A 26,929-nucleotide genomic window follows, 5' to 3' on the forward strand; every position below is an offset into this window, starting at 1 on the left:
CTTCCTGGATACCAGCCCGGAACGCTAACTTATTGAATAGTACAATAAGTGTGCAGAATCAACGTCCTGCGTTTTTCATAATGCGCGCTTTATCCAACTGCCACTCGCGTTCTTTCAGGTCAGTACGTTTGTCGTGCTGTTTTTTACCTTTCGCGACGCCAATTTTCACTTTGCACCAGGCATTTTTCCAGTACAGTGACAGGGCGACCACGGTGAAACCTTCACGGTTGATGCGTCCGTAGAGGGATTCCAGCTCACGCTTGTTCAGCAGCAGCTTACGGGTGCGCGTTGGGTCACATACGTAGTGCGACGAGGCGACGGTCAGCGGCGTAAAGTTCGCGCCGAACAGGAAGGCTTCGCCATCTTTAAGGATCACGTAGCTGTCGCCGATGTTGGCTTTCCCGGCGCGCAGCGATTTTACTTCCCAGCCCTGCAACGCAAGGCCAGCTTCGAATTCTTCTTCAATGAAATACTCGTGGCGAGCACGCTTGTTGAGCGCAATGGTCGCCGAGCCTGGTTTATGTGCTTTTTTCTTCGTCATAAGTGTCGTAAAGCCGTCGGTAATCTGATTTCAAAAAGTCACCTCATTGCGTCCTGTGAGGTCTAACGCGCTATCTTAGCACGAGATGAGGCTTAGCGTTTTTTTAACAGGTGATAAATGTTATTATTTGTCCGTTGTGTGACCATGGAAAATGCTATGCCTCAGATTAGCCGTACTGCGCTCGTTCCTTACAGCGCGGAACAAATGTATCAGTTAGTGAACGATGTTCAGTCTTATCCAGAGTTTATCCCTGGATGTACCGGGAGCCGCGTTCTGGAGTCTGGCCCGACGCAGATGACAGCGGCGGTGGATGTCTCCAAAGCGGGGATCAGCAAGACGTTCACCACCCGCAATACGCTGACTAACAATCAGAGTATTTTGATGCATCTGGTGGATGGTCCATTTAAAACCTTGATGGGTGGCTGGAAGTTTACGCCACTGAGCGCTGACGCCTGCCGCATTGAGTTCCATCTGGACTTTGAGTTCACCAATAAGCTAATTGAGCTGGCGTTTGGCCGCATCTTTAAAGAGCTGGCGTCAAATATGGTTCAGGCGTTTACCACCCGCGCCAAAGAGGTTTACAGTGTCGCATAAGATTGCTGTAGAGGTGGTCTACGCGCTGCCGGAGAAGCAGTACTTACAGCGCGTAATGCTGGAAGAGGGTGCCACCGTTGAGGCGGCTATCCGCGCGTCCGGCATCCTTGAGCTTCGCAGCGATATCGACCTGGCGAAGAATAAGATCGGGATTTACAGCCGTCCGGTGAAGCTGGGCGATGTGCTGAGGGAGGGCGACCGGGTCGAGATTTATCGTCCGCTGATTGCCGATCCGAAAGAGCTGCGTCGTCAGCGTGCGGAGAAGGCGGGTAAGTAGCGCTTCTTCCCCTCACCCTGTTCCTCTCCCTAAAGCGGCGAGGGGATCAACACAAAACAAAAAAGGTGCTCAATGAGCACCTTTTTGCTTTTCTGACGCCTGATTATTTGGTCAGCGCAGGCTTGTTGTCGATGTTGGTCAACACACCGGCGCTGCTGAAGGTCAGCGTCAGGGTCTGCTGGGTCACGCTTTCGTGGCCTGGCTGCTGACGGAATACATAGAACCAAGTGTTAGTGCCGAACGGATCGGTCATCATCGGGGTTCCCAGTGCATAAGCGACCTGCTGTTGTGTCATCCCCACGCGGATTTTGGACACATCGTTAGGGGTAAGGTAGTTCCCCTGGTTGATGTCAGGACGGTAAACCACTTTCTCCAGAGTGGAACAGCCTGCGGTCAACATCAGAAGAACCGCTGCGGCAGCGGTCAGCATTTTACAACGCATAGTGATTTGATTCCTTTTCGGGCCCGAGCAGAACGCGGCTCATATGTAATATGCCGATGATAATAGACCTTGCCCCACTTTGAAACCGGTCTGGCGGCGTTTTTGTTGTTCTGTATGACCCTGAGATCCCGAAAAAGTTTATGCCGCCAGCAGTTCTTTCGCGTTCGCGAGCGTGTTACGCGTGACTTCACTGCCGCCGAGCAGTCGTGCCAGCTCCTGCAGACGCGCGCGTTTATCCAGCGGCTTCATGTGCGTTTCGGTCATTTCGCCGTCGGTTTCTTTACTGACAATAAAGTGATGATGACCACAGCCCGCGACCTGCGGCAGGTGGGTGACACACATCACCTGCGTTGATTCACCTAGCTGGCGCAGCAGTTTACCCACCACTGCCGCCGTTGGGCCGCTGATGCCGACATCCACTTCATCGAAAATCAGCGCCGGGGTTTCCATTTTACGTGCGGTAATCACCTGAATCGCCAGCGCAATACGCGACAGTTCACCGCCGGATGCCACTTTGGAGATTGCCTGCAGCGGCTGCCCCGGGTTGGTGGTGACGCGGAACTCGATGCGATCCGCCCCTTCTGCCGTCAGGTGGTTCTCTTCAAAACGGACATCAATGGTGAATATACCGTGCGGCATCGCCAGCGTGTGCATGCTGTCGGTGATGTGCTGGCTTAGCTCCTGAGCGTAATGTTGACGGATCTCATGCAGTTTTTTCGCCGTGGTCAGCGCCTGCTGATGATGCAGGTTCACGGCCAGAGAGAGGGTTTCCTGCGAATCCGCCTGATCGTCAAGCTGCTGCTGTTCTTCGAGCAGAGACTGATAATAGCCTGGTAGTTCTTCCGGCGTGACATGGTGCTTGCGCGCCAGTGAAATCTGACGAGAAAGGCGCTGCTCCAGCTCAAACAGGCGGTTCGGGTCGAGGTCCAGCCGTTCACAATAATGACGCAGTTCGTCACTGGCTTCTGAGATTTGAATCGCGGCCTCTTCCAGCATATCCAGTACGCCAGAAAGCTTACTGTCCATGCCGGCCAGTTCGGTGACCAGTTGACGGACATTGTACAGCTGGCTCTGCAGGTTAACGTCTTCGCCATCTGCCAGCATGTTGAGGGCATTCTGGCTGGTTGAGAGCAGGTGGCCGCTGTTGGCGAGGCGCTTGTACTCTTCGTCAATTTGTTCAAACTCACCCGCCTGCGGGTTGAATTCGTTCAGCTCTTTAAGCTGGTACGCCAGCAGCTCCGCACGCGCGGCGCGCTCCTGGCTTTGCTGCTGGTGCTGGGCGAGCTCGCGGCAGCTCTGATGCCACTGGCGGTAGTGCTCCGCCATAAGTTGAGTAAGCGCGTACTCACCCGCATAGCCATCAAGCAGGGCTTTCTGCTGTTCTGGTTTGACGAGTTGCTGATGCGCATGCTGACCGTGGATCTGGATAAGCAGCTGGCCGAGTTCGCGGAGCTGGGAGAGCGGGACTGCCGTGCCGTTGATAAAGCCTCGGGAGCGCCCGTCGCTGCTGATCACGCGGCGAAGTAAACACTCACGTCCATCTTCGAGCTGATTTTGTTCCAGCCAGCGCAGGGCTGCAGGGGTATCTTTCAGGGAGAAACGTGCGCAAAGATCGGCACGGTTTGCGCCCATGCGCACCATGTCGCCTTCTGCACGGCCGCCAAGGCACAAGCCGAGGGCATCAATGGCAATGGATTTACCCGCACCGGTTTCGCCGGTGATCGCCGTCATGCCGCTGTGGAAATCGATCTCAAGCTCACGAACAATGGCAAAGTTGCTGATGGTCAGTTGTGCCAGCATAAATGTTTTCCTGTATGAAAAACCATAACTGTGTTTACATACAGTATAAACTGGTTTTTTATACAGTAAAGTACTGGATGCAAAATCAGAACAATTTTTTTGACCAGCCAAGCTTCGAGCTTAATGTGTTGAAATAGCTGTAATCTTTCGGGTGAATCAAGTTCAGGTGGTAATCACACCGGCGAATAAGAACATCTTCACCTTCCTGGATTGGCAGCGCGATCTGGCTGTCGCAGCTGATCTCCAGGTCGTTACGGCGGTGCGAGAAGCGCAGACGTATCGTGCTGTCGCCGTTAATCACCAGCGGGCGCGCGGAGAGCGTGTGCGGGAACATCGGCACTAGCGTAATAGCATCCAGAGAGGGCGTCAGGATCGGGCCGCCCGCAGAAAGCGAGTAGGCGGTTGAGCCGGTCGGGGTGGAGATAATCAGCCCGTCAGAACGCTGGGAGAAGGCAAAGATTTCGTCGATATAGACTTCAAACTCAATCATGTGCGCCACTTTACCGGGGTGAAGGACCACTTCGTTGATGGCGGTGCTGATGCGCTTCTGGCAGTCCTGCTGGCACACCTGCGCTTCCAGTAAAAAGCGTTTTTCGCTGATATAATGACCTTCCAGCACGTCGGCCAGCTGTTGCTGCGCGTTGTCCGGGTCGAGGTCGGTTAAAAAGCCGAGATTGCCGCGGTTGATACCGATGACCTTGATGTCATAACGCGCCAGCGTGCGTGCCGCGCCGAGCATGTTGCCATCGCCGCCCACCACCACGGCGAGATCGGCCTGTTGGCCAATCTCCGCCAGCGTGCCGGTTTTGACGCTCTTCAGCTGCAGTTCCTGCGCAATTTGCTGCTCGACCATCACTTCATAGCCTTTGCTACACAACCAGCGATACAACATTTCATGTGTCGTCAATGCGGTAGGGTGACGCGGATGCCCGACGATCCCAATACACCTGAAATGATTATTCATTTTCTGGAGGTCCTTGTGCCTGATGAATGATGACAATCTCTCTTGTTCCCTTGAATCCAGGAAACTGATCCCCATAATAAGCGAAGTTAGCGAGATGAATGCAGAAAAACGCGGAGAAATTCATGAGTAGTAAAGAACAGAAAACGCCTGAGGGGCAAGCCCCTGAAGAAATTATCACGGAACAGCACGATGAAGTTGAGGCTGTAGAGCCAGACGCATCTGCTGAGCAGGTGGACCCGCGCGATGAAAAAATTGCGAATCTGGAAGCCCAACTGGTAGAAGCACAGAATCGCGAACGCGACACCGTTCTGCGCATCAAGGCGGAAATGGAAAACCTGCGTCGTCGCACCGAGCAGGACGTTGAGAAGGCGCATAAATTTGCGCTGGAGAAATTCGTCAACGAACTGCTGCCGGTGATCGATAGCCTCGACCGCGCGCTGGAAGTGGCTGACAAAGCGAATCCGGATAACGCGGCGATGATCGAAGGTATCGAACTGACGCTGAAATCCATGCTCGACGTGGTGCGTAAGTTTGGCGTGGAAGTGATTGCGGATACCGATGTGCCGCTGGATCCAAACGTTCACCAGGCCATTGCGATGGTGGAATCTGAAGAGATTGAAGCCGGTAAAGTGCTGGGCGTGATGCAGAAAGGTTACACCCTGAACGGCCGTACCATCCGCGCGGCGATGGTGACCGTGGCGAAAGCGAAAGCGTAATTTGCTATCTGTAGTGCCGGGTGGCGGCATTCGCCTTACCCGGCCTACGTTTTATTCGGCAATACTTTCCCGAAGTGGCGTAACGGGCAGCACCTTCACCTGCTTAATCATATTGTCCTGCACGTCCAGGATATCAATATCGTACTGCTCAATGCGCACCCGCGTGCCCGCTGCTGGGATCTCTTCCAGCGCTTCCAGAATCATCCCGTTCATGGTACGAGCTTCATCTTCCGGCAAATGCCAGTTAAAGGCTTTGTTGAGTTCACGGATGTTCGCGCTACCGTCAATCAGCACCGAACCGTCGTTCTGCGGAGTCACTTCCTCCGCGAGGGAAGGGGACATCGACGTGGTAAAGTCTCCGACAATCTCTTCCAGAATATCTTCGACCGTCACCAGGCCTTGAATATCGCCGTACTCGTTGACCACCAGGCCGACTTTTTTCTTGTTGCGCTGGAATTTAACCAGCTGCGTGCTGAGCGGCGTACCTTCCGGCACGTAGTAAATCTCGTCCGCGGCGCGCAGCATCACCTCTTTGGTGAACTCTTTTTTCTCGGTCATCAGACGGTAGGCTTCGCGCACGCGCAGCATGCTGATGGCGTCATCCAGCGAGTCGCGATAGAGCACGATGCGCCCATGCGGGGAGTGCGTCAGCTGGCGGACAATGGCTTTCCAGTCGTCGTTGATGTCGATACCGACGATTTCGTTGCGCGGCACCATGATGTCGTTCACGCTCACTTTTTCCAGATCCAGCACCGACAGGAGCATATCCTGATTGCGCCGGGAGATCTGCGAGCGGGATTCGTTCACGATGGTGCGCAGCTCTTCTTTGCTGAGCGCGCTGCTGATAGTGACGTCGGCTTTGATCCCCACCATCCGCATTAAAACGCGCGTGACCATGTTCAGCAGCCAGACCAGCGGCATCATCAGGATCTGCAGCGGCGCCAGCAGGAAGCTGCTCGGGTAGGCCACCTTTTCCGGGTAAAGCGCGGCGATGGTTTTTGGCAATACTTCGGCAAACACCAGCACCACAAACGTCAGCACGCCGGTGGCAATCGCGACCCCGGCGTTGCCGTACAGGCGCATCCCAACGATGGTGCCGAGGGCTGAGGCCAGAATATTGACAAGGTTGTTGCCGATAAGCACCAGGCTTATCAGCCGATCCGGCTTGCGGAGCAGTTTTTCAACGCGGCGGGCGGCACGGTTACCCTGTTTAGCACGATGACGCAACCGGTAACGGTTTAAGGTCATCATGCCGGTTTCCGAGCCGGAGAAATAGGCGGAGATGACCACCATGACGATCAGGATAACGATCAGCGTGGTGGTAGAGATGTGTTCCAGGGGGAACTCCTTTTATAACTTAGCCAGCAAATTGCTGTATGAAGCGGCTGCCAAAATAGGCAAGGGTGAGAATGCCCGCACCCGCGACGTTGAACCAGACGACGCGACGACCGCGCCAGCCTTCATGATAATGGCCCCACAACAGGACAATATAGACAAACCACGCGATGATGGAGAGCACTGCTTTATCGATATTCTCCACGCTGAACAGGTTCTTCATATAAAACAGGCCGGTGCAGAGCGTGAGCGTCAGCAGCACCACGCCTATCTGGGTGATGTGGAACATCTTACGCTCAATGACCATCAGCGGCGGCATTTCATGGTTGAACGCCAGCTTTTTGTTTTTCAACTGGTAATCAATCCAGGCGAGCTGCATGGCGTAAAGCGCGGCGATGATCAGCGTCGCATAGGCGAACAGTGACAGGCCGATGTGCACCAGCATCCCCGGTGTCGCCTCCAGATGCGTAATGAATTCATTGGGCATAAAGGTGGCTAAAGCCAGATTGATCAGCGCGAAGGTATAGACAATCGGCAGCAGCAGCCAGCCGCGATTTTTAGACGCGACGATGGTCATTACCGTACAGATCATCAGGCTGACCAGCGAGCCGACGTTGAGGACGCTCAGGTTTTGCACGCTGCCGTCGCCGGGAATAATGCGTGATTCCAGCGCAAACGCGTGGCTTATCAGTGCGATGACCGCCGAAAGAATAGCCATGCGCCGCCAGCCGCTGTTTTTTTGCAGCAGTCCGGGAATAATCAGCGCGAGGCTGACAGAGTAGGCAACAAGGGCGATCAGTGCGAAAACAGGCATATAGGCATCGACAGTTGTCTTAATAAGAAAGAGAAGCAGTATAACGTTACGTGACGCCTGCTCCAACCGTTGCATAACAACAAAGGCGCCTTCATGTTATACTCCGGCAAAATTCTGTGTATGTGTCGCTCAATGCGGCCCAACGTTTCTACTCAGGCGAGAGACAATGTTTGATAATTTAACCGATCGTTTGTCGCGCACGCTGCGCAACATCAGCGGCCGCGGACGCCTTACTGAAGAGAACATCAAGGAAACGCTGCGCGAAGTGCGCATGGCGCTGCTGGAAGCAGACGTGGCGTTGCCGGTTGTTCGTGATTTTATCAACCGCGTAAAAGAGAAGGCGGTTGGTCATGAAGTTAACAAGAGCCTGACTCCGGGTCAGGAGTTCGTCAAAATCGTTCGTAACGAACTGGTTTCGGCGATGGGCGAAGAGAACCAGGTGCTTAACCTGGCGGCTCAGCCTCCGGCAGTGGTGCTGATGGCGGGCCTGCAGGGTGCGGGTAAAACCACCAGCGTCGGTAAGCTGGGTAAATTCCTGCGCGAAAAGCACAAGAAGAAAGTGCTGGTGGTCTCTGCGGACGTCTATCGCCCGGCGGCGATCAAGCAGCTGGAAACGCTGGCCGAGCAGGTCGGCGTGGACTTCTTCCCGTCCGACGTTGCCCAGAAGCCTGTCGACATCGTTAACGCCGCGCTGAAAGAAGCGAAGCTGAAATTCTACGACGTGCTGCTGGTGGATACCGCCGGTCGTCTGCACGTTGACGAAGCGATGATGGACGAAATCAAGCAGGTGCACGCTTCTATCAACCCGGTAGAGACCCTGTTTGTCGTTGACGCCATGACCGGTCAGGATGCGGCAAATACCGCGAAAGCGTTTAACGAAGCGCTGCCGTTAACCGGCGTGGTGCTGACCAAAGTCGACGGCGACGCCCGCGGTGGTGCGGCCCTTTCGATTCGCCACATCACCGGTAAGCCGATCAAGTTCCTCGGCGTGGGCGAGAAAACCGAAGCGCTGGAGCCGTTCCACCCGGACCGTATCGCCTCCCGTATCCTCGGCATGGGCGACGTGCTGTCGCTGATCGAAGATATCGAGAGCAAGGTCGACCGCGCGCAGGCTGAAAAGCTCGCCAGCAAGCTGAAAAAAGGTGACGGTTTCGATCTGACCGACTTCCTTGAGCAGCTGCGTCAGATGAAAAACATGGGCGGCATGGCAAGCCTGATGGGCAAACTGCCGGGCATGGGCCAGATCCCTGACAACGTTAAATCCCAGATGGATGACAAAGTGCTGGTGCGTATGGAGGCGATCATTAACTCCATGACGCTGAAAGAACGAGCCAAGCCAGAAATCATCAAAGGTTCCCGTAAGCGCCGTATCGCTGCCGGTTGCGGCATGCAGGTGCAGGACGTTAACCGCCTTCTGAAACAGTTCGACGACATGCAGCGCATGATGAAGAAAATGAAGAAAGGCGGCATGGCGAAGATGATGCGCGGCATGAAAGGCATGATGCCTCCCGGTTTTCCAGGGCGTTAATCGCTTTTGAGATTGCTTTTTGCCCGAAAATGAGTAAAATTTTCGGGCTTTTAATATGACACCCGGGCTCCGTTCCTCGATGGGGCCCGGTTGTTTTATTCACACAAGAGGATGTTATGGTAACTATTCGTTTAGCACGTCACGGCGCTAAAAAGCGTCCGTTCTACCAGGTTGTTGTGACTGACAGCCGTAATGCACGCAACGGTCGCTTCATTGAGCGCGTTGGTTTCTTCAACCCACTGGCCTCTGGCGCAGAAGAAGAAACCCGTCTGGATCTGGATCGTATCGCTCACTGGGTTGGCCAGGGCGCTACTGTTTCCGATCGCGTTGCTACGCTGATCAAAGCAGCAAACAAAGCAGCTTAATCTGTCACGGTGGTCATGATGAGCAATAAAGCACCTGTTGAACCGATCGTATTGGGAAAAATGGGTTCTTGCTACGGTATCCGTGGTTGGCTCAGAGTGTTTTCCTCCACTGAAGACGCTGATAGCATTTTTGATTACCAGCCCTGGTTCATCCAGAAAGCCGGTAAGTGGGAAGAGGTCGAGCTGGAAAGCTGGCGTCACCACAATCAGGACATCATCATCAAGCTGAAAGGCATTGACGATCGTGATGCCGCGAATGCGCTGACTAATTGTGAAATTGTCGTGGATTCGTCGCAGTTGCCACAGCTGGAAGAGGGCGACTACTACTGGAAAGACCTTATGGGCTGCCAGGTAGTCACCACTGAAGGTTACAGCCTGGGGAAAGTCATCGATATGATGGAAACCGGGTCAAATGACGTTCTCGTCATTAAGGCAAACCTGAAAGATGCATTTGGCATCAAGGAGCGGCTGGTCCCGTTCCTCGATGGACAGGTTATCAAGAAAGTCGATCTCGCTACTCAAACCATTGAAGTAGATTGGGATCCTGGTTTTTAAATTCTCCGGATAAACGGTAAAAGACGGCGCTATGTGGATTGGCATAATTAGCCTGTTTCCTGAAATGTTCCGCGCGATTACCGATTACGGGGTAACTGGCCGGGCAGTAAAGAATGGCCTGCTGAGCATCCAGAGCTGGAGTCCGCGTGACTTTACTCATGACCGGCACCGTACCGTGGACGATCGTCCTTACGGCGGCGGACCGGGGATGTTAATGATGGTGCAACCCTTACGGGACGCCATTCACACAGCAAAAGCCGCGGCAGGTGAAGGCGCAAAGGTGATTTATCTGTCACCTCAGGGACGCAAGCTTGATCAAGCGGGCGTGAGCGAACTGGCGACGAATCAAAAGCTGATTCTGGTCTGTGGTCGTTACGAAGGGATAGATGAGCGCGTAATTCAAACCGAGATTGACGAAGAATGGTCTATCGGCGATTACGTTCTCAGCGGTGGTGAGTTACCGGCAATGACGCTGATTGACTCCGTCGCCCGGTTTATTCCGGGGGTACTGGGCCATGAAGCTTCGGCAACGGAAGATTCCTTTGCCGATGGATTGCTGGACTGTCCACACTATACTCGTCCTGAAGTGTTAGAAGGGATGGAAGTACCGGCAGTGTTACTGTCTGGAAACCATGCCGAGATACGTCGCTGGCGTTTGAAGCAGTCGCTGGGCCGAACCTGGCTTAGAAGACCTGAACTTCTGGAAAACCTGGCTCTGACTGAAGAGCAAGCAAAGTTGCTGGCCGAGTTCAAAACTGAACACGCGCACCAGCAGCATGAACATGATGGGAAGGCGTAATACGCTCCCGAATATCAGTTTACCCAGGATAAGAGATTAAATTATGAGCAACATTATTAAGCAACTTGAACAAGAGCAGATGAAGCAGGACGTACCTTCCTTCCGTCCAGGTGACACCGTGGAAGTGAAAGTATGGGTTGTTGAAGGTTCCAAAAAACGTCTGCAGGCATTCGAGGGCGTGGTTATCGCTATTCGTAACCGCGGTCTGCACTCTGCATTCACTGTTCGTAAAATTTCCAACGGCGAAGGCGTTGAGCGTGTCTTCCAGACTCACTCTCCGGTAGTTGACAGCATTGCTGTTAAACGTCGTGGTGCTGTACGTAAAGCTAAACTGTACTACCTGCGTGAGCGTACTGGTAAGTCTGCTCGTATTAAAGAGCGTCTGAACTAAGATTCGCTTAAGCGACATCCTGTTAGAAAGGGCTGGCCGAAAGGCTGGCCCTTTTTTTATCCCATCGCACCTCTCGCGTTAACCCTTTCGTCATAAATCATTTACAATGCTTGCCTCTTGAATGGAGGGGACGTGGATAACGTACTGCATCAGCCTAACCGGAAACGCGCAGCGGCATTGACCGCGCTGTTTGCGATCCTGCTGATCGTGGTGGCACCCCTTATCTCCGTCTCGTTGCAGAAAGACCCCATGAGCGCCATGCCGGGTATGCATCATGACATGAGCATGATGTCGATGGACGAGCATCACGGCGATATGCCGCACACGATGCCGGTTGACCATGCGGAGGCGTGCGGCTACTGCGTGCTGTTAGCCCACGTGCCGGGCGTGATGCTCGCGCTGATTGTGCTGCTTAGTATCGTGCTGCAAAGGCTTCGCGTGAAGCCGCCGCGTCAGGCGGTCAGCCACTGGCACTTTTTCCCCTGGCTTTACCCTGATACCCGCGCGCCGCCGCGGCAGTCTGCTTTTTTCCTTTAAAAACTCAATCGATAACTTTTTGCCTTAAAAAGGAAAAGTATGACTACCTGCACTCCGCGCGCGGCATGGGGAAACCTGCTGCGTCGCCTCCATTTCTACGTCGGGCTATTTGTCGGCCCGTTTATCTTCTTCGCCGCGCTGACCGGTACGCTGTACGTGGCGACCCCGCAGCTCGAGAATGCGCTCTACCGGCACGCGCTCCATACGGATTCCGTGGGCGAGCCGAAGCCGCTGGCGGAACAAATCGCCACGGCGGAAAAGGCCGTTGGCTCAGATTTGCGTTTGCACGCCGTTCGCCCGGGGCTGGTTGAAGGTGAAACCACCCGCGTGATGTTTGCTGACCCGACGCTGGGGCCTTCGGAAAACCGGGCGATCTTTATCGATCCGGTAAGCCTCACGGTGCTGGGGGATATGACGGTGTACGGCACCAGCGGGATTTTACCGCTGCGTCAGACCATTGATTATCTGCATACCTCTCTGATGCTGGGCGATATCGGGCGGCTCTATAGCGAACTGGCCGCTTCCTGGATGTGGGTGGCCGCACTGGGAGGGATTGCCCTGTGGTTTTATACCCGACCAAAACGCCGGATTAACAATCGCTTCCAGAACCGCCGTCGGGTGCATGTGACGCTCGGCTGGATATTACTGGGGGGCATGCTGCTCTTCTCTGCAACCGGCCTGACCTGGTCCCAGTGGGCGGGGGGGAATGTTGATAAGCTGCGCGCTGAGTTGAACTGGCTAACCCCGCAGGTGAATACGATGCTATCCGGCGTGCCGGAGAGCGTGGATGAGCACGCCGAACACCGTGGCCATCACGGCGGAATGATGATGACGGAAATGGCGATGGATCTGACTCGGTTTGACGGTGTGTTAAGCGCGGCGCGTAAAGCGGGGATTGATGCCAACAGGCTGGAGATCCGCCCGGCGAAAACAATGGATCGCGCATGGACAGTGACGGAAATCGACCGCAGCTGGCCGACTCAGGTGGACGCCGTTGCGGTTGATCCCGGTACGATGCAGATCCTCGACAGAACCCGATTCGAGGACTTCCCGCTCATGGCAAAGCTGACCCGCTGGGGTGTGGATTTCCATATGGGGATCTTATTCGGGCTGGTGAATCAGCTGCTGCTCGTTGCTTTCGGCCTTGCCCTGTGCGTGCTTATCATCTGGGGATACCGGATGTGGTGGATGCGTCGTCCGGCACAGTCGGCAATGAGTCCGGTGCAGACGCTTACTCAGAGCTGGCTGGCGCTGTCAGGGTGGGGAAGAGGTGTTACTGTGGTCATCAGCGCACTGCTGGGGCTGGCTTTGCCGGTGATGGGCGTGAGTCTGGCGCTGTTTGTTCTGATTGACTGGCTGCGCTGGCGAGCGGCAACAGGCGTGTCGCTCACCGAATCATCCGCTAAATAATCCTATGGCGCGCTGATAACCACTGACACCCGGCGGTTTTCAGCGCGCCCTTGTGCAGTGCTGTTGCTCGCAATCGGATATTTTTGGCCTAATCCCCGGGTGGTGAGATTGCTGCGCGGGATATTCGCGCCCTTCGCCCACGCGTCGGCCACGGCATTGGCGCGTTTTAACGACAGGGCTTCGTTGTAGCTTGCTTCACCGTAATTATCCGTATGACCGTCCATTCGCGCGTGATTCAGGCCAGTTTTCGCCAGACGAGAGGCCATAGACTGGATCTGTGTTTCACTTTCCGGGCGCAGTCTGGCGTCATTCTTATCAAAGAGGATGGTGTCCGACATACCAAGCGACCAGTCGCCGTTCAGTTCGTTAAAACCGTATGACTTCATCGCCGCGATTTGCTCAGGAGTAAATTTGCCCTGGGGCGGCGACTGGCAGCCTGCCAGAACCAGTGAGGCCATAACTAACGGCGCGAAGTAACGTTTTAACATAGTGTATCCTTTCTAACTTATTGTTTTCGTACGCTGGTTTTTAACCTTGTACATGTTGCGGTCAGCCCTCTCCAGTAATGCTTCCACGGAAGCATTTTCCCACGCCAGAGCAAAGCCAATGCTGAGTGACATCGATGCTTTTTGTCCGTTATGCAGATCAAACGGACGGATAAACTGCTGCGCTAGCGCAGCACAAATGTGTTGAACCTCTGGTTCAGAATGCACCCCGTACAGCACCATGGCAAATTCGTCACCGCCAAGGCGGTAGGACTGATGGCGTTTATCGCCAAATTCCACCATCCTGCTGGCGACTTCAATCAGCACGCAGTCTCCTGCCGCGTGTCCCCAGGTGTCGTTAATGAACTTAAAATTATCACCGTCGAGGAAGAGCAGGGCCGAGTTTGTTTTTGCCGAGGGGTCATTCATTAATGCCGCAATACTGTTACGAAACGCAGCGCGGTTAGCAAGACCGGTGAGCGGGTCGTGCATGGCGGTACGAAGCAGTTGAGCGTTTTTCGCCTGGAGCTTAAGCTGCCACTCCTCCATCTCGTCCAGCAGGCTGTTGAAGTCTTCTCCAAACTGATGGAATTCTTCAATGCGCCCATCTTTCACCCGACGGGAAAAGTTGCGATTGGTGCGGACGTCATGCACAACGTCGGTGATATTTTGCAGCGCCGTGACCATGCCGCGGTGCAGAGACTGGGTAATGGTGAGCGCGACGACGGTTGCAAAAAGAATACAGCCGGTGAGGACGGCAAACGACATCCAGATGAAATGGCTGATAAGGCTGTCACGCGCGGTAAGACGTATTTCACCTATCTTCGCGCCGTTGTGCAGGATGGGCTGCGCAACCGGAACGGGGAAAAGCCAGCGGCTGACCAGCGCCCCCAGCGTGTCGTTATTATCCTTCGGGTTCCAGGACCAGTAGGCAAAGCGCTTTTTATGCCCGTTGATGACTTCTGCTACGGCAAACTGCCCCTGCTTACCCAGCGCAGCGAGCGTTTCGTTGGCCGCCAGTGAATCGTTGAAAACCAGAGAGGCTTCAAGGCTGTGGCTCATTGTGGCGCCGGTTAATTCGAGATTTTTTTGCGCGTATTGTTTTAATGTTACGACCGAGGCAAAACAGAGCAACAGCCATATTAACGTCATTGTGATGATGACGCTTATCATGCTGTTTCGCCTCAGCGTTTTTTTAAAGGTCGGACGCTGCGTCGAGATGAAATCTTTATCCATGCTGCTTATTCCGTGCAAGCATCAATACATCCGGGTTAACCCTGACGCCACTGCGTGTCAACGCATCCAGATTGACGGAAAATCGCACCTGGCCACGATCGATTATCAGGCAAAAGGCGCTGCCAATAACACATTCCGGATTTTGCTCTGAGATTAATAGCAATGCTCTACCCTGATATTGACTTATTAATTCAAGTTGTTTCGCAGGTGGTTCAGTCCCGAAATAAACAGCATCGCATGTCGCGGCCAGGGCTTCCCGATCGTTACGTACAATAACGGGGGTATAAGGTAACTCGTTATGCCCCTGGTTTTCGCTGAGCGCGTGCGTATAGTGAGAAGTGGCATAGATGCAGAGTTTAGGCTGACCGGAAAGCGACGGCCATCGCGTATAACTCACTATGCCTGAGACAATAGAACGTACCGATTTATCTGTCTCCGAGAGCGCGCCTGCCATCGCCGGGCCCACCATAAGGAACAGCATTAGCACCAGAGTGAGTCGGAACAAAGAGTTCAAGTATAAATTTCTCACCAGAATCCGCCGTACCGCTCCGGAAATAGATGTCCTTAAGAGTTGCGGGCAGAATACCATTGTTTATCAGAACCGTCATTATGTCAGAAATAGCCCATGGCTGACCTAAGCTAAATCCTACAGTTGTTTATTTTCTAAAGAATAAAAGCAGACTTAATTAAGCCTGCTGGAACGCATACTTTCATCCATACCTTTTTGCCATGACGCATGCAGTTTCGCTGCATTTTCAACAGTATCACAACTGGCTGGATAAGATTTGCCCGCTAATCCCCATGCATGAATAAAGCCTTCTTCACACACTTTCTTCTGACCATCAGCATAGCCGCGAAGATATTCATTACGATCGACGTGGGGGTCGTTAAAACTATCGGCCAGGGTCTGGTTATCTTTAACCGGCAGGCCATTTATGGCGTCTTCTTTACCCACGCTGAACCAGTCCGGGCTCGTCCAGTTGGGCTGGAAAGTGTAAGGATTAATCTGGCAGCCCGATAAAAACAGCGACAGCAGGACGAAAGCAATCGATCGCATAACCCTTCTCCTTTTTCTTCAGCATAGCCTGGCGGGAGAAATTTAGAGTGTAATTTAAAGTTTACGATTTTAGCGGCTGATTTTTGCCTTTATTGTGCGACTGTAAACTAATATGTACGAATTTTGGATTGAAATGTTTACTTTTTATGGTATCGTGGTTTCACCTCACTGAGGAAAACAACTATCGCAAACGAGCTTTACAGGATCGCTATCATGCAAAAAGACGCGCTGAACAACGTACATATCACTGACGAACAGGTTTTGATTACCCCGGATCAATTGAAAGCGGAGTTTCCGCTGAGCGCCGCGCAGGAGGCTCAGATCGAGCACTCTCGCCAGACCATTTCTGACATTATTGCTGGCCGCGATCCGCGCCTGCTGGTGGTGTGTGGTCCTTGCTCTATTCACGATCCTGAAACCGCCATTGAGTATGCGCGTCGATTTAAAGCATTAGCGGAGGAGGTCAGCGATAGCCTCTATCTGGTGATGCGCGTCTATTTTGAAAAGCCACGCACGACGGTTGGCTGGAAAGGATTGATCAACGATCCGCACATGGATGGCTCGTTTGATGTGGAAGCAGGCCTGAAGATTGCGCGTCGCCTGCTGGTGGAACTGGTCAGCATGGGGCTGCCGCTGGCAACCGAAGCGCTGGATCCAAACAGCCCGCAATACCTTGGCGATCTGTTTAGCTGGTCCGCAATTGGTGCGCGTACGACTGAATCGCAAACCCACCGTGAGATGGCGTCTGGGCTGTCGATGCCGGTTGGCTTTAAAAACGGTACCGATGGCAGCCTGGCGACGGCGATCAACGCCATGCGCGCCGCCGCCATGCCGCACCGCTTTGTTGGGATCAACCAGGCTGGCCAGGTGTGCCTGCTGCAAACGCAGGGCAACCCGGACGGTCATGTGATCCTGCGCGGCGGTAAAGCGCCAAACTACAGCCCGGCGGACGTGGCGCAGTGTGAAAAAGAGATGGAACAGGCGGGACTGCGTCCGGCACTGATGGTAGATTGCAGTCATGGTAATTCGAATAAAGATTACCGTCGCCAGCCAGCGGTTGCGGAATCCGTGGTCGCACAGATCAAAGACGGAAACCGTTCGATTATCGGCCTGATGATTGAGAGCAACATTCATGAAGGTAATCAGTCATCAGAACAGCCGCGCAGCGCGATGAAGCACGGCGTCTCCGTGACGGATGCCTGCATCAGCTGGGAAACCACTGATGCGCTGCTGCGTGAGATCCATAAAGATTTAAGCGGCCAGCTGGCGACGCGTCTGGCTTAAGAGGGTAGTTATGGTTGCTGAATTGACCGCACTGCGCGATCAAATTGATGAAGTGGATAAGGCGCTGCTGGACCTGCTGGCGCGCCGTATGGCGCTTGTTGCCGAAGTCGGTGAGGTGAAAAGCAAATACGGCCTGCCGATTTACGTCCCGGAGCGCGAAGCCTCAATGCTGGCCTCCCGTCGTAAAGAGGCGCAGGCGCTGGGCGTTTCGCCGGATTTGATTGAAGATGTTCTGCGTCGCGTGATGCGGGAATCCTATTCCAGCGAAAACGACAAGGGCTTTAAAACCCTCTGTCCGTCCCTGCGTCCGGTGGTGATTGTTGGCGGAGCAGGGCAGATGGGGCGTCTGTTCGAGAAAATGCTGACGCTTTCTGGCTATCAGGTGCGCATTCTGGAAAAAGAGGACTGGGCACAAGCACCAGAACTGATGAAAGATGCCGGAATGGTTATCGTCAGCGTGCCGATCCACGTGACGGAGCAGATCATCGGGAAGCTTCCTCCTTTACCAAAAGACTGCATTCTGGTGGATCTGGCTTCCGTTAAAAACGGTCCTCTGCAGGCGATGCTGGCTGCGCATACGGGCCCGGTGCTCGGGCTGCACCCGATGTTTGGCCCGGACAGCGGCAGCCTGGCAAAGCAGGTGGTGGTTTACTGCGACGGCCGTCAGCCGGAAGCCTATCAATGGTTCCTGGAACAGATTCAGGTCTGGGGCGCGAGGCTGCACCGCATCAGCGCGGTCGAGCACGATCAGAACATGGCGTTCATTCAGGCGCTGCGCCACTTTGCGACCTTTGCCTACGGCCTGCATCTGGCTGAAGAGAACGTGCAGCTTGAACAGCTGCTGGCGCTCTCTTCACCCATCTATCGTCTTGAGCTGGCGATGGTCGGGCGTCTGTTTGCGCAGGATCCCCAGCTTTACGCCGACATCATCATGTCGTCTGAAAATAATCTGGCGCTGATCAAGCGCTACTATCAGCGCTTTGGCGAAGCCATTACGCTGCTGGAGCACGGAGACAAGCAGGCGTTTATCGACAGCTTCCGCAAAGTGGAGCACTGGTTCGGCGATTACGCCACGCGTTTCCAGAGTGAAAGCCGCACGCTGTTGCGCCAGGCAAATGACAGTCGCCAGTAATCCAATGATGTATATACTGAAAGCCAGCATTGCTGGCTTTTTTCATTTTGGGGAACTGTCATGGCTGAACCGCAGCTGCTGTTGAACTACACCGGGCATCTGCCCGAATGCCCGACGTGGAGCGCAGAAGAAAATGCGCTTTACTGGGCGGATATTCTGGAAGGGGAGATCCACCGCTACCACCTGCCGACGGCGGAACATACCGTGCTTTCCTTCCATGAAGAGGTGGGCTGTTTCGCGCTGCGCGAGCAGGGTGGTTTTATCGTTGCGATGCGCACGGGCATCTGGCTGACCGATAAACACGGATTGCTGCGCCGCAAGGTGTGTGATAACCCCTCTAACCCGCAGCTGGCGCGTTTTAACGATGGGGGCACCGACCACCAGGGTCGCTTCTACGCGGGCACGTTCTGGGGGCCGGGAGATTACAACGGCGCCCTGCTGATGCGCATCGACAACGACCTGACGCCGAAGGTGATCCAGTGCGATATCCACGGGCACAACGGCCTGGCGTTTAGCCCGGATAAGCAGTGGATGTTTACCTCTGATACGCCAAACGGCGTAATTTACCGTACGCCAGTTGATGAACAGGGTGAACCCGGCAGGCGTGAGGTGTTTCGTCAGTTTAATGAGGGCGAGGGGATACCGGACGGTGCGGCGATGGATGTGGAAGGCTGCTACTGGAGCGCGCTGTTTGACGGCTGGCGTATCGCGCGTTTTTCTCCACAAGGGGAGCAACTGGAAGAATACCGCATGCCGGTGCGTTGCCCGACGATGGTCTGCTTTGGCGGCGATGATATGAAAACGCTGTTCATTACCACCACGCGGGAAAATATGGATGCGGAGGAGGTGGCGAAGTATCCGCTTTCCGGAGCCGTCTTCACCCTGCCGGTTAATGTGGCAGGGATGAAGAAAAGCCGTTTTATCGAATGCTAGCTTGGATCGACCGGGACGACGTTTTCGCTCGGATAGCAGCCCAGCACTTTCATTGAACGGGTAATTTCACCCAGTTCGCGCAGGGCTTTCTGCATGGATGCAGATTCCAGGTTGGCCTGGATATCGAGGTAAAACATCTCTTCCCATGGATTACCGTGGATTGGGCGTGATTCCAGCCTGGTCATGATCAAATTGTGGTTGCGCAGCACCAGCAGGGCTTCTACCAGCGCGCCCGCCTGCTGGCCGGTCGCCATCAGCAGCGTGGTTTTCGCCGGCACCTGGTCTGACACGTTGATTGCCTTGCGGGCCAGCACCACGAAGCGGGTAATGTTTTGCGTCTGGTTAGCAAGATTGCGTTCCAGAACCTGTAAGCCATACAGCGCGCCGCCCGCTTCGCTGCCGAGCGCAGCAACGGTTGGGGAGTTGGCTTGCGCTACTTTTTCCATTGCCGCCGAGGTGCTTTCGGTGTACTCAATTTTCCAGTTCGGATAGCGGTTCAGGAACTGGCTACACTGCTGGAAAGGCTGCGGATGGCTGTAGACCGTTTCGATCGTGTTCAGGTCCGTTGAACCGGAGACCAGCACGCAGTGATCGATAGGGATCGTCAGCTCGCCGACCAGCGACAGGCTGGTATGCTGCAGTAGATCGTAGACGTCGTTGATGGCACCGGAACTGGTGTTTTCAATCGGCACCACGGCGTAATCCGCCTGGCCGGTCTCAACCTGGTTAAAAATATCGGCAAATTTTGCGCAGCCGCTCTCAATAAACTCTTCAAAATGACGTGCGGCATACTGGCGTGCGGCCAGATGAGAGTAGGAGCCTTTAGGCCCGAGGAAGGCGATGCGCGCCGAGTGCGGGTTGGTTTTATTGAGATGCTGCTGGAGTAGCGCTTGCTGGGTCAGAACGGAATCTTCGATGATGAGCTGGAACAGCCGGGTGATGTAGTGGGCATCGAGGTGATGCGCTTTGCCGAGCTGGATGAGACGTTCCAGCAGATCCCGCTCGCGGTCGATGTCACGGACCGGACGATGGGAGTCCAGCTTAGCTTTGCCCACTTCAACGGCGAGGGCGCGACGTTCGGCCAGCAGCGCCAGTAATTTTTCATCCAGCGCGCTGATTTTTACTCGCAGATCCAGTAACGGGTTTTCCGGTGTCATAGTGTTGCCTGTCTCATTTTATCGTTATCAATAAAAAAGGCCCCCCGGTGTGGGAGGCCTTGTTGTTCGTCTTCGCATTCTTTATCACACGACGAAACGCCTCCCGTTCAGGGGAAGGTAAAAAAGAATGCGAAGAAGAACGGCGTAAGTTTCATAAAGTCATCCTGTGATTGATACCGTTAAAGTACCCGTACTGTTTTCACCCTGTCAATAAAAAACGCGCCCGAAGGCGCGTTGGCGGTACACTCAATTTAAAGGATTACTCTTCTTCAACTTCTTCCGCGAAGCTGGCGTCTTTCACCGACGTTGCGGCGCGACGGGCTTCACCTTTGTGTTGCACTTTATTGAGCTGCCGTTCCAGCTTGTTGATCAAATCGTTGATTGCGGTGTACATATCCTCATGTTTTGCGCTGGCGACCAGATGGCCGTTTGGAGTATTGATAGTTGCGTCAGCGATGAAACCCTGGGGCTCCTTGGACAGGATGATATGTGGATTAATCAAATGTGTTTGCCATTTATCCAGTTTGGCGAGACGGTCTGCGACGTGCTGGCGAATTGCCGGAGTAATTTCCATTTGTTTACTGGTAATGTTCATTGTCATAAATTTTACCTCTTGTCTTTCCGTCTTGGTGATTCCAGCATACCCGACCTAATGTCAAAATGTGTGATTTAGATCACTTTATTTTGTCGGTTTTTGTCAGGGAATCTTTTTTGTGAGGCAGGGCAGGAAGAGATGAGATTTACCTTGTGGAAGGTACGAATTACGGTCATAGTTGACGGGATGTGTTGAGGCTAAAGCGCTTCAGCGGATGTCTGAATTGAATAAAGAAACGGCAGCCTTCGGGCTGCCGTTTTGCATTGAAACGCTATCACGTGTTGCTGCTGTTCGCGGCGATGATTTTCGCCACTTTTTCAGCCTGAGCGGTCATCTGCATCTGACGGTAAGCATTTTCCATCAGCTTCAGGCCGTCACGCGTTGCCTGAGTATCCGGGTAATCACGCAGCATACCTTCTACGCGGTTAACCACGGCAACCCATGCGCCACGGCGGGTATAGTATTCCGCAACGGAGTACTCATATTTCGCCAGACGATCTTTCAGGAACACCAGACGTTTGGTCGCGTCGGTCACGTACTGACTGTTCGGATAGCCGCGCACCAGCTTGGAGAAGTCATTGAAGGCGTCGCGCGCATGCTGCGGGTCACGGTCGGAGCGATCTACGCCGAAGAAGCCCTGCAGGGCGCTGTCGTCCAGCGCCATGTTGGTCAGGCCGCGCATGTACATGACGTAGTCGATGTTAGGATGAGTCGGGTTCAGACGGATGAAACGATCGATAGTTGCCTGAGCCAGCGGCAGATCGGCATTTTTGTAGTAGGCGTAGATAAGATCTAACTGTACCTGCTGCGAATACGGACCAAATGGATAGCGATTATCCAACGCTTCCAGTTGCGTTATCGCCTGTTTCCAGTTACCGTCCTGCAACTTTTGTTGTGCAGTCGCATAGATTTCATTCGGCGGATTGTCAGGGACCTGTTCATTCGAACCGGAGCAGCCCACCAAAGCCAGGCTCAACGTGGCCGCTGCCACCAGATATTTCATGCGCGTCATGACGTTTTGACTTTCCTCAAATGTTTGTCCGGGAGAAACTCTGTTCCTGCTCCCGATTAAGACCAGCTACAATAGCACACTATATTAAACGGCAAAGCCGTAAAACCCAACGTTAAACAAAGAAGCAGTTTATGGCACAACGAGTAGAACTCACCGCAACAGTCTCCGAAAATCAGCTCGGTCAACGCTTAGATCAGGCTTTGGCCGAATTGTTCCCTGATTATTCGCGTTCACGCATAAAAGAATGGATCCTTGACCAGCGCGTGCTGGTAAACGGCAAGATCTGGGACAAACCAAAAGAGAAAGTGTTTGGTGGGGAAGCTGTTGCCATCAATGCTGAAATCGAAGAGGAAATCCGCTTCGAGCCGCAGGATATCCCATTGGACATCGTCTATGAAGATGATGACATTCTGGTGATCAACAAGCCGCGCGACCTGGTTGTTCATCCGGGCGCGGGGAATCCAGACGGTACGGTACTTAACGCACTTCTTCATTATTATCCGCCGATTGCGGATGTCCCACGTGCAGGCATCGTTCACCGTCTGGATAAAGACACCACCGGCCTGATGGTGGTGGCGAAGACCGTTCCCGCTCAAACCCGTCTGGTGGAGTCGCTGCAACTGCGTGAGATTACTCGCGAATATGAAGCGGTGGCGATTGGACACATGACCGCTGGCGGCACGGTAGAAGAGCCGATCAGCCGTCACCCGACGAAACGTACCCATATGTCGGTGCATCCGATGGGTAAACCCGCGGTGACGCACTATCGCATTATGGAGCACTTCCGTATTCATACCCGCCTGCGCCTGCGCCTGGAAACCGGTCGTACTCACCAGATCCGCGTTCACATGGCGCACATTACCCATCCGCTGGTGGGGGATCAGGTGTACGGTGGTCGTCCGCGTCCGCCAAAAGGCGCGTCGGATGAGTTCATCAGCGTACTGCGTAAATTCGATCGTCAGGCGCTGCACGCGACCATGCTGCGTCTTTATCACCCGATCAGTGGTATCCAGATGGAATGGCATGCGCCTATCCCGCAGGATATGGTGGAACTCATTGATGCCATGCGTGCCGATTTCGAAGAACATAAGGATCAAGTGGACTGGTTATGACCAAACTGATTGTCCCGGAGTGGCCGCTGCCTGCAGGCGTGGCCGCCTGTAGTTCGACCCGTATTGGCGGCGTGAGCCAGGGCGCGTGGGAGTCTTTAAACCTCGGCGCACACTGCGGCGACAGCCTGGAACACGTTGAAGAGAACCGCACGCGTCTGTTTGCTGCGGGAAATCTGCCGTCGAAGCCGGTTTGGCTGGAGCAGGTTCACGGCAAAGCGGTACTGAAGCTGACGGGAGAACCTTACGCTTCCAAACGCGCCGATGCTTCTTACAGTAATACGCCGGGCACGGTTTGTGCCGTAATGACCGCCGATTGTCTGCCGGTTCTGTTTTGTAACCGTGCCGGTACGGAGGTGGCAGCAGCGCACGCGGGCTGGCGTGGCTTATGCGAGGGCGTGCTGGAAGAGACCGTCGCCTGCTTCAATGATGATCCCGCCAATATCATGGCCTGGCTAGGTCCGGCGATTGGCCCTCGTGCTTTTGAAGTGGGGCCGGAGGTTCGCGAAGCATTTGTGGAAAAAGATCCGCAAGCCAATGAGGCCTTCCTGCCTGCCGGGGAAAAATATCTGGCGGATATTTACCAGCTTGCCCGCCAGCGTCTGAATAATATTGGCGTAACGCAGATCTTCGGCGGCGATCGCTGTACGTTCACCGAAAAGGGTGATTTTTTCTCCTATCGCCGCGACAAGACGACGGGTCGTATGGCAAGTTTCATTTGGCTGATATAACCTAAAGAATCAAGACGATCCGGCACGTGCCGTTTTCTTTTCACATAATTCAGGTCATTAACCTTGAATAATTGAGGGATGACCTCATTTAATCTCCAGTAGCAAATTTGACCTGTTATGGGAGGAGTTATGCGTCTGGATCGTCTTACTAATAAATTCCAGCTTGCTCTCGCCGATGCCCAGTCCCTTGCACTGGGGCACGACAACCAATTCATCGAACCTCTTCATTTAATGAGCGCCTTGCTGAATCAGGAAGGGGGATCGGTACGTCCTTTATTAACGTCTGCTGGCATTAATGCTGGCCAGTTACGCACCGCTATCGATCAGGCGCTGAGCCGTTTACCGCAGGTAGAAGGTACCGGCGGCGACGTTCAACCGTCGCAGGATCTGGTGCGCGTGCTGAACCTTTGCGACAAGCTGGCGCAAAAACGTGGGGACAACTTTATTTCGTCGGAGCTCTTTGTTCTGGCGGCGCTTGAATCACGCGGTACCTTGACCGACCTGCTGAAATCTGCCGGTGCAACCACCGCCAATGTGACTCAGGCGATTGAGAAAATGCGCGGAGGTGAAAGCGTGAACGATCAGGGAGCCGAAGACCAACGTCAGGCTTTGAAGAAATTTACGGTCGATCTGACCGAACGTGCCGAGCAGGGCAAACTTGACCCGGTTATCGGCCGTGACGAAGAGATCCGCCGTACGATTCAGGTACTGCAGCGTCGTACCAAAAACAACCCGGTACTGATTGGTGAGCCGGGGGTCGGTAAAACCGCCATCGTTGAAGGGCTTGCGCAGCGTATCGTAAACGGTGAAGTGCCGGAAGGGTTGAAAGGCCGCCGCGTACTGGCGCTGGATATGGGCGCGCTGGTGGCCGGTGCGAAATACCGCGGTGAGTTTGAAGAGCGTTTGAAAGGCGTGCTTAACGACCTGGCGAAACAGGAAGGCAACGTCATTCTGTTTATCGACGAACTGCACACCATGGTGGGGGCTGGTAAGGCCGACGGCGCGATGGATGCCGGGAACATGCTGAAACCTGCGCTGGCGCGTGGTGAACTTCACTGTGTCGGTGCCACTACGCTTGATGAGTATCGTCAGTACATTGAGAAAGATGCCGCTCTGGAACGTCGCTTCCAGAAAGTGTTTGTTGCTGAGCCAAGCGTTGAAGATACCATCGCGATCCTGCGTGGTCTGAAAGAGCGTTATGAACTGCACCACCATGTACAGATTACTGACCCGGCCATCGTTGCGGCGGCGACGCTTTCGCATCGGTATATCGCCGATCGTCAGTTGCCTGATAAAGCAATCGACCTGATCGATGAAGCGGCGTCGAGCATTCGTATGCAGATTGACTCGAAGCCGGAAGAACTGGACCGACTCGACCGCCGCATCATTCAGCTCAAGCTGGAACAACAGGCGCTGAAAAAAGAGTCCGATGAAGCCAGTAAGAAACGCCTGGATATGCTTAATGAAGAGCTGGACGATAAAGAGCGCCAGTATTCTGAGCTGGAAGAAGAGTGGAAAGCCGAGAAAGCCTCCCTCTCTGGCACGCAGACCATTAAAGCGGAACTCGAACAGGCCAAAATTGCCATTGAGCAGGCTCGCCGTGTGGGTGACCTGGCACGTATGTCTGAACTGCAGTACGGCAAAATCCCTGAGCTGGAGAAACAGCTTGAGATCGCCACGCAGTCTGAAGGCAAAACCATGCGTCTGTTACGTAATAAAGTGACGGATGCCGAAATTGCCGAAGTGCTCGCTCGCTGGACCGGTATTCCGGTGGCGCGCATGATGGAAAGCGAACGCGATAAGCTGCTGCGTATGGAGCAGGATCTGCATCAGCGGGTGATTGGTCAGGACGAGGCGGTTGAAGCGGTCTCCAACGCTATTCGCCGTAGCCGTGCTGGGCTTTCCGATCCAAATCGCCCGATCGGTTCGTTCCTGTTCCTGGGGCCGACCGGTGTCGGTAAAACCGAACTGTGTAAAGCGCTGGCAAACTTTATGTTCGACAGCGACGATGCGATGGTGCGTATCGACATGTCCGAGTTCATGGAGAAACACTCCGTCTCGCGTCTGGTCGGTGCGCCTCCGGGATATGTTGGTTATGAAGAGGGCGGCTACCTGACCGAAGCGGTGCGCCGGCGTCCTTATTCCGTCATCCTGCTGGATGAGGTGGAAAAAGCGCATCCGGATGTGTTCAACATCCTGCTTCAGGTGCTGGATGATGGTCGTCTGACGGACGGGCAGGGGAGAACGGTCGATTTCCGTAATACGGTCGTCATCATGACCTCGAACCTGGGTTCCGATTTGATTCAGGAACGTTTCGGTGAACTTGACTACAGCCATATGAAGGATCTGGTGCTCGGTGTGGTTAGCCATAACTTCCGTCCGGAGTTCATTAACCGTATTGACGAAGTGGTGGTATTCCACCCTCTGGGTGAAAAACACATTGCGTCGATTGCGCAGATCCAGCTGCAGCGTCTGTACAAACGTCTGGAAGAGCGTGGATATGAAATTCACATCTCCGACGATGCGCTGAAGCTGCTGAGCGAGAATGGTTACGATCCGGTTTATGGTGCGCGTCCACTGAAACGTGCTATTCAGCAGCAGATCGAAAACCCGCTGGCGCAGCAGATCCTCTCCGGAGAACTGATTCCGGGCAAAGTTATCCGTCTGGAAGCCAACGACGATCGTATTGTGGCAGTGCAGTAAGTCACAAAACGCAAAAACGAGCCGCTTGCGGCTCGTTTTTGTTTAAAAACCAGGCGAAAATTGAGGTCTGGGATGCGTTTTGCCTGGAAAGTGAGCAGTCAGTAAATAATTTTCACTTTATCCTTGCAGCTTCGGAATTACTCCCTATAATGCGCCTCCACTGACACGGAACAACGGCACACACGCCGCCGGGTCAGCAGAGAAAAGCGAAATAAACGCTTGACTCTGAAGCGGAAAAGCGTAATATGCACACCCCGCGCCGCAGCGAAAACGAAGCGGCACTGCTCTTTAACAATTTATCAGACAATCTGTGTGGGCACTCAAAGTGACATGGATTCTTAACGTCCTCGGACGAAAAATGAATACCAAGTCTCTGAGTGAACATGCGTAATTCATTACGAAGTTTAATTCACGAGCATCAAACTTA

At 54.0% G+C, this 26,929-nt stretch carries 30 protein-coding genes and 1 other annotated feature; of the genes, 16 read left to right on the forward strand and 14 right to left on the reverse strand.

All coding sequences use genetic code 11. The features are described 5' to 3' along the window. Positions 1–58: 58 nt before the first annotated feature. Positions 59–541 (reverse strand): SsrA-binding protein SmpB, encoded by a 483-nt coding sequence (smpB, locus tag IM291_RS15195; RefSeq protein ID WP_024908331.1) that lies wholly within the window; start codon positions 539–541, stop codon positions 59–61. Between the two features lie 156 nt (positions 542–697). On the opposite strand from smpB, the gene IM291_RS15200 reads away from it, so the two are divergent. Both IM291_RS15200 and IM291_RS15205 read left to right on the forward strand, forming a co-directional pair. Next, a complete protein-coding gene (locus IM291_RS15200) occupies positions 698–1,135 on the forward strand; it encodes a type II toxin-antitoxin system RatA family toxin (RefSeq protein WP_008502504.1) in 438 nt (145 codons plus the stop codon). Next, the gene (locus tag IM291_RS15205) at positions 1,125–1,412 is read left to right on the forward strand and encodes an RnfH family protein (protein ID WP_192971723.1); all 288 of its coding nucleotides are present in this window, start codon (positions 1,125–1,127) and stop codon (positions 1,410–1,412) included. Before IM291_RS15200 ends, IM291_RS15205 begins: the two co-directional genes overlap by 11 nt. Before the next feature lie 103 nt (positions 1,413–1,515). Here IM291_RS15205 and bamE read toward each other — a convergent pair whose 3' ends face one another. From bamE to nadK, 3 genes are all read right to left on the reverse strand, one after another. Further along, on the reverse strand, positions 1,516–1,854 hold the full coding sequence (gene bamE, locus IM291_RS15210) for an outer membrane protein assembly factor BamE (protein ID WP_028014132.1): 339 nt from the start codon (positions 1,852–1,854) through the stop codon (positions 1,516–1,518). Positions 1,855–1,992: 138 nt separating this feature from the next. Continuing rightward, positions 1,993–3,654: a DNA repair protein RecN gene (recN, locus tag IM291_RS15215; RefSeq protein WP_059358044.1), complete on the reverse strand. Its 1,662-nt coding sequence runs from the start codon at positions 3,652–3,654 to the stop codon at positions 1,993–1,995. 85 nt (positions 3,655–3,739) lie between these two features. Continuing rightward, positions 3,740–4,618 (reverse strand): NAD(+) kinase, encoded by an 879-nt coding sequence (gene nadK / locus IM291_RS15220; protein WP_008502500.1) that lies wholly within the window; start codon positions 4,616–4,618, stop codon positions 3,740–3,742. Between the two features lie 122 nt (positions 4,619–4,740). On the opposite strand from nadK, the gene grpE reads away from it, so the two are divergent. Continuing rightward, positions 4,741–5,334, forward strand: coding sequence for a nucleotide exchange factor GrpE (gene grpE, locus IM291_RS15225; RefSeq protein WP_032644906.1), 594 nt, complete (start codon positions 4,741–4,743; stop codon positions 5,332–5,334). Positions 5,335–5,385: 51 nt separating this feature from the next. Here grpE and IM291_RS15230 read toward each other — a convergent pair whose 3' ends face one another. Continuing rightward, positions 5,386–6,672: an HlyC/CorC family transporter gene (locus IM291_RS15230; protein ID WP_032644905.1), complete on the reverse strand. Its 1,287-nt coding sequence runs from the start codon at positions 6,670–6,672 to the stop codon at positions 5,386–5,388. Positions 6,673–6,691: 19 nt separating this feature from the next. Next, complete coding sequence (locus IM291_RS15235; RefSeq protein WP_032645009.1) at positions 6,692–7,483, reverse strand: inner membrane protein YpjD; 792 nt, start codon at positions 7,481–7,483, stop codon at positions 6,692–6,694. Positions 7,484–7,649: 166 nt separating this feature from the next. Here IM291_RS15235 and ffh point away from each other — a divergent pair, with 166 nt between their 5' ends. The 7 genes from ffh (at position 7,650) to IM291_RS15270 (ending at position 13,068) form a co-directional block, all read left to right on the forward strand. Beyond that, positions 7,650–9,011, forward strand: a complete 1,362-nt coding sequence (ffh, locus tag IM291_RS15240) for a signal recognition particle protein (RefSeq protein ID WP_003863132.1) — start codon at positions 7,650–7,652, stop codon at positions 9,009–9,011. A 116-nt stretch (positions 9,012–9,127) separates the two neighbouring features. After that, entirely contained in the window at positions 9,128–9,376 is a 249-nt protein-coding gene (rpsP, locus tag IM291_RS15245) for a 30S ribosomal protein S16 (protein ID WP_022649067.1), read from the forward strand. A gap of 15 nt (positions 9,377–9,391) precedes the next feature. Then, positions 9,392–9,931: a ribosome maturation factor RimM gene (gene rimM, locus IM291_RS15250; protein ID WP_028014127.1), complete on the forward strand. Its 540-nt coding sequence runs from the start codon at positions 9,392–9,394 to the stop codon at positions 9,929–9,931. 31 nt (positions 9,932–9,962) lie between these two features. Beyond that, on the forward strand, positions 9,963–10,730 hold the full coding sequence (gene trmD, locus IM291_RS15255; RefSeq protein ID WP_003863138.1) for a tRNA (guanosine(37)-N1)-methyltransferase TrmD: 768 nt from the start codon (positions 9,963–9,965) through the stop codon (positions 10,728–10,730). Between the two features lie 43 nt (positions 10,731–10,773). Beyond that, a complete protein-coding gene (gene rplS / locus IM291_RS15260; protein ID WP_002914145.1) occupies positions 10,774–11,121 on the forward strand; it encodes a 50S ribosomal protein L19 in 348 nt (115 codons plus the stop codon). Positions 11,122–11,253: 132 nt separating this feature from the next. After that, a complete protein-coding gene (locus IM291_RS15265) occupies positions 11,254–11,658 on the forward strand; it encodes a DUF2946 domain-containing protein (protein WP_192987223.1) in 405 nt (134 codons plus the stop codon). A gap of 39 nt (positions 11,659–11,697) precedes the next feature. Then, on the forward strand, positions 11,698–13,068 hold the full coding sequence (locus IM291_RS15270; protein WP_192987225.1) for a PepSY domain-containing protein: 1,371 nt from the start codon (positions 11,698–11,700) through the stop codon (positions 13,066–13,068). Between the two features lie 2 nt (positions 13,069–13,070). Here IM291_RS15270 and IM291_RS15275 read toward each other — a convergent pair whose 3' ends face one another. From IM291_RS15275 to IM291_RS15290, 4 genes are all read right to left on the reverse strand, one after another. Next, on the reverse strand, positions 13,071–13,556 hold the full coding sequence (locus IM291_RS15275) for an OmpA family protein (RefSeq protein ID WP_028014123.1): 486 nt from the start codon (positions 13,554–13,556) through the stop codon (positions 13,071–13,073). Between the two features lie 12 nt (positions 13,557–13,568). Next, positions 13,569–14,789: a diguanylate cyclase DgcN gene (gene dgcN / locus IM291_RS15280; RefSeq protein ID WP_192987227.1), complete on the reverse strand. Its 1,221-nt coding sequence runs from the start codon at positions 14,787–14,789 to the stop codon at positions 13,569–13,571. Continuing rightward, positions 14,782–15,243: a YfiR family protein gene (locus IM291_RS15285; RefSeq protein WP_370528543.1), complete on the reverse strand. Its 462-nt coding sequence runs from the start codon at positions 15,241–15,243 to the stop codon at positions 14,782–14,784. The genes dgcN and IM291_RS15285 overlap by 8 nt, the downstream gene beginning before the upstream one ends. A 228-nt stretch (positions 15,244–15,471) precedes the next feature. After that, entirely contained in the window at positions 15,472–15,846 is a 375-nt protein-coding gene (locus IM291_RS15290) for a DUF2799 domain-containing protein (RefSeq protein WP_192987229.1), read from the reverse strand. A gap of 213 nt (positions 15,847–16,059) precedes the next feature. Here IM291_RS15290 and aroF point away from each other — a divergent pair, with 213 nt between their 5' ends. From aroF to IM291_RS15305, 3 genes are read left to right on the forward strand one after another with little or no spacing between them, the layout of a single operon-like run. Beyond that, the gene (gene aroF, locus IM291_RS15295; RefSeq protein WP_041908638.1) at positions 16,060–17,130 is read left to right on the forward strand and encodes a 3-deoxy-7-phosphoheptulonate synthase AroF; all 1,071 of its coding nucleotides are present in this window, start codon (positions 16,060–16,062) and stop codon (positions 17,128–17,130) included. Positions 17,131–17,140: 10 nt separating this feature from the next. Further along, positions 17,141–18,262, forward strand: coding sequence for a bifunctional chorismate mutase/prephenate dehydrogenase (tyrA, locus tag IM291_RS15300; protein ID WP_028014119.1), 1,122 nt, complete (start codon positions 17,141–17,143; stop codon positions 18,260–18,262). Between the two features lie 60 nt (positions 18,263–18,322). After that, on the forward strand, positions 18,323–19,195 hold the full coding sequence (locus tag IM291_RS15305) for an SMP-30/gluconolactonase/LRE family protein (protein WP_192987231.1): 873 nt from the start codon (positions 18,323–18,325) through the stop codon (positions 19,193–19,195). Here the strand turns inward: IM291_RS15305 and pheA are convergent. The 4 genes from pheA to bamD form a co-directional block, all read right to left on the reverse strand. Next, positions 19,192–20,352 carry a bifunctional chorismate mutase/prephenate dehydratase gene (pheA, locus tag IM291_RS15310; protein ID WP_028014117.1) on the reverse strand — a complete coding sequence of 387 codons (1,161 nt, stop codon included), beginning with the start codon at positions 20,350–20,352 and terminating at the stop codon, positions 19,192–19,194. The two genes, IM291_RS15305 and pheA, sit on opposite strands and share 4 nt — an antisense overlap. 30 nt (positions 20,353–20,382) lie before the next feature. Further along, positions 20,383–20,508, reverse strand: a sequence feature (Phe leader region). Beyond that, the gene (pheL, locus tag IM291_RS15315) at positions 20,460–20,507 is read right to left on the reverse strand and encodes a pheA operon leader peptide PheL (RefSeq protein ID WP_100249759.1); all 48 of its coding nucleotides are present in this window, start codon (positions 20,505–20,507) and stop codon (positions 20,460–20,462) included. It overlaps the preceding feature by 48 nt. A 103-nt stretch (positions 20,509–20,611) precedes the next feature. Then, positions 20,612–20,953: a ribosome-associated translation inhibitor RaiA gene (gene raiA / locus IM291_RS15320; protein WP_003863162.1), complete on the reverse strand. Its 342-nt coding sequence runs from the start codon at positions 20,951–20,953 to the stop codon at positions 20,612–20,614. 268 nt (positions 20,954–21,221) lie between these two features. Continuing rightward, the gene (gene bamD, locus IM291_RS15325) at positions 21,222–21,959 is read right to left on the reverse strand and encodes an outer membrane protein assembly factor BamD (protein ID WP_063144127.1); all 738 of its coding nucleotides are present in this window, start codon (positions 21,957–21,959) and stop codon (positions 21,222–21,224) included. A 131-nt stretch (positions 21,960–22,090) separates the two neighbouring features. Here bamD and rluD point away from each other — a divergent pair, with 131 nt between their 5' ends. The 3 genes from rluD (at position 22,091) to clpB (ending at position 26,502) form a co-directional block, all read left to right on the forward strand. Then, positions 22,091–23,071: a 23S rRNA pseudouridine(1911/1915/1917) synthase RluD gene (gene rluD, locus IM291_RS15330; protein ID WP_028014116.1), complete on the forward strand. Its 981-nt coding sequence runs from the start codon at positions 22,091–22,093 to the stop codon at positions 23,069–23,071. Continuing rightward, positions 23,068–23,799, forward strand: coding sequence for a purine nucleoside phosphorylase YfiH (yfiH, locus tag IM291_RS15335; protein WP_048998842.1), 732 nt, complete (start codon positions 23,068–23,070; stop codon positions 23,797–23,799). The genes rluD and yfiH overlap by 4 nt, the downstream gene beginning before the upstream one ends. Positions 23,800–23,928: 129 nt before the next feature. Further along, complete coding sequence (gene clpB / locus IM291_RS15340) at positions 23,929–26,502, forward strand: ATP-dependent chaperone ClpB (protein WP_041908644.1); 2,574 nt, start codon at positions 23,929–23,931, stop codon at positions 26,500–26,502. The last annotated feature ends 427 nt before the right edge of the window (positions 26,503–26,929 follow it).

The organism is Enterobacter cloacae complex sp. P27C, from assembly GCF_014895705.1.
Classification (GTDB): domain Bacteria; phylum Pseudomonadota; class Gammaproteobacteria; order Enterobacterales; family Enterobacteriaceae; genus Enterobacter; species Enterobacter bugandensis.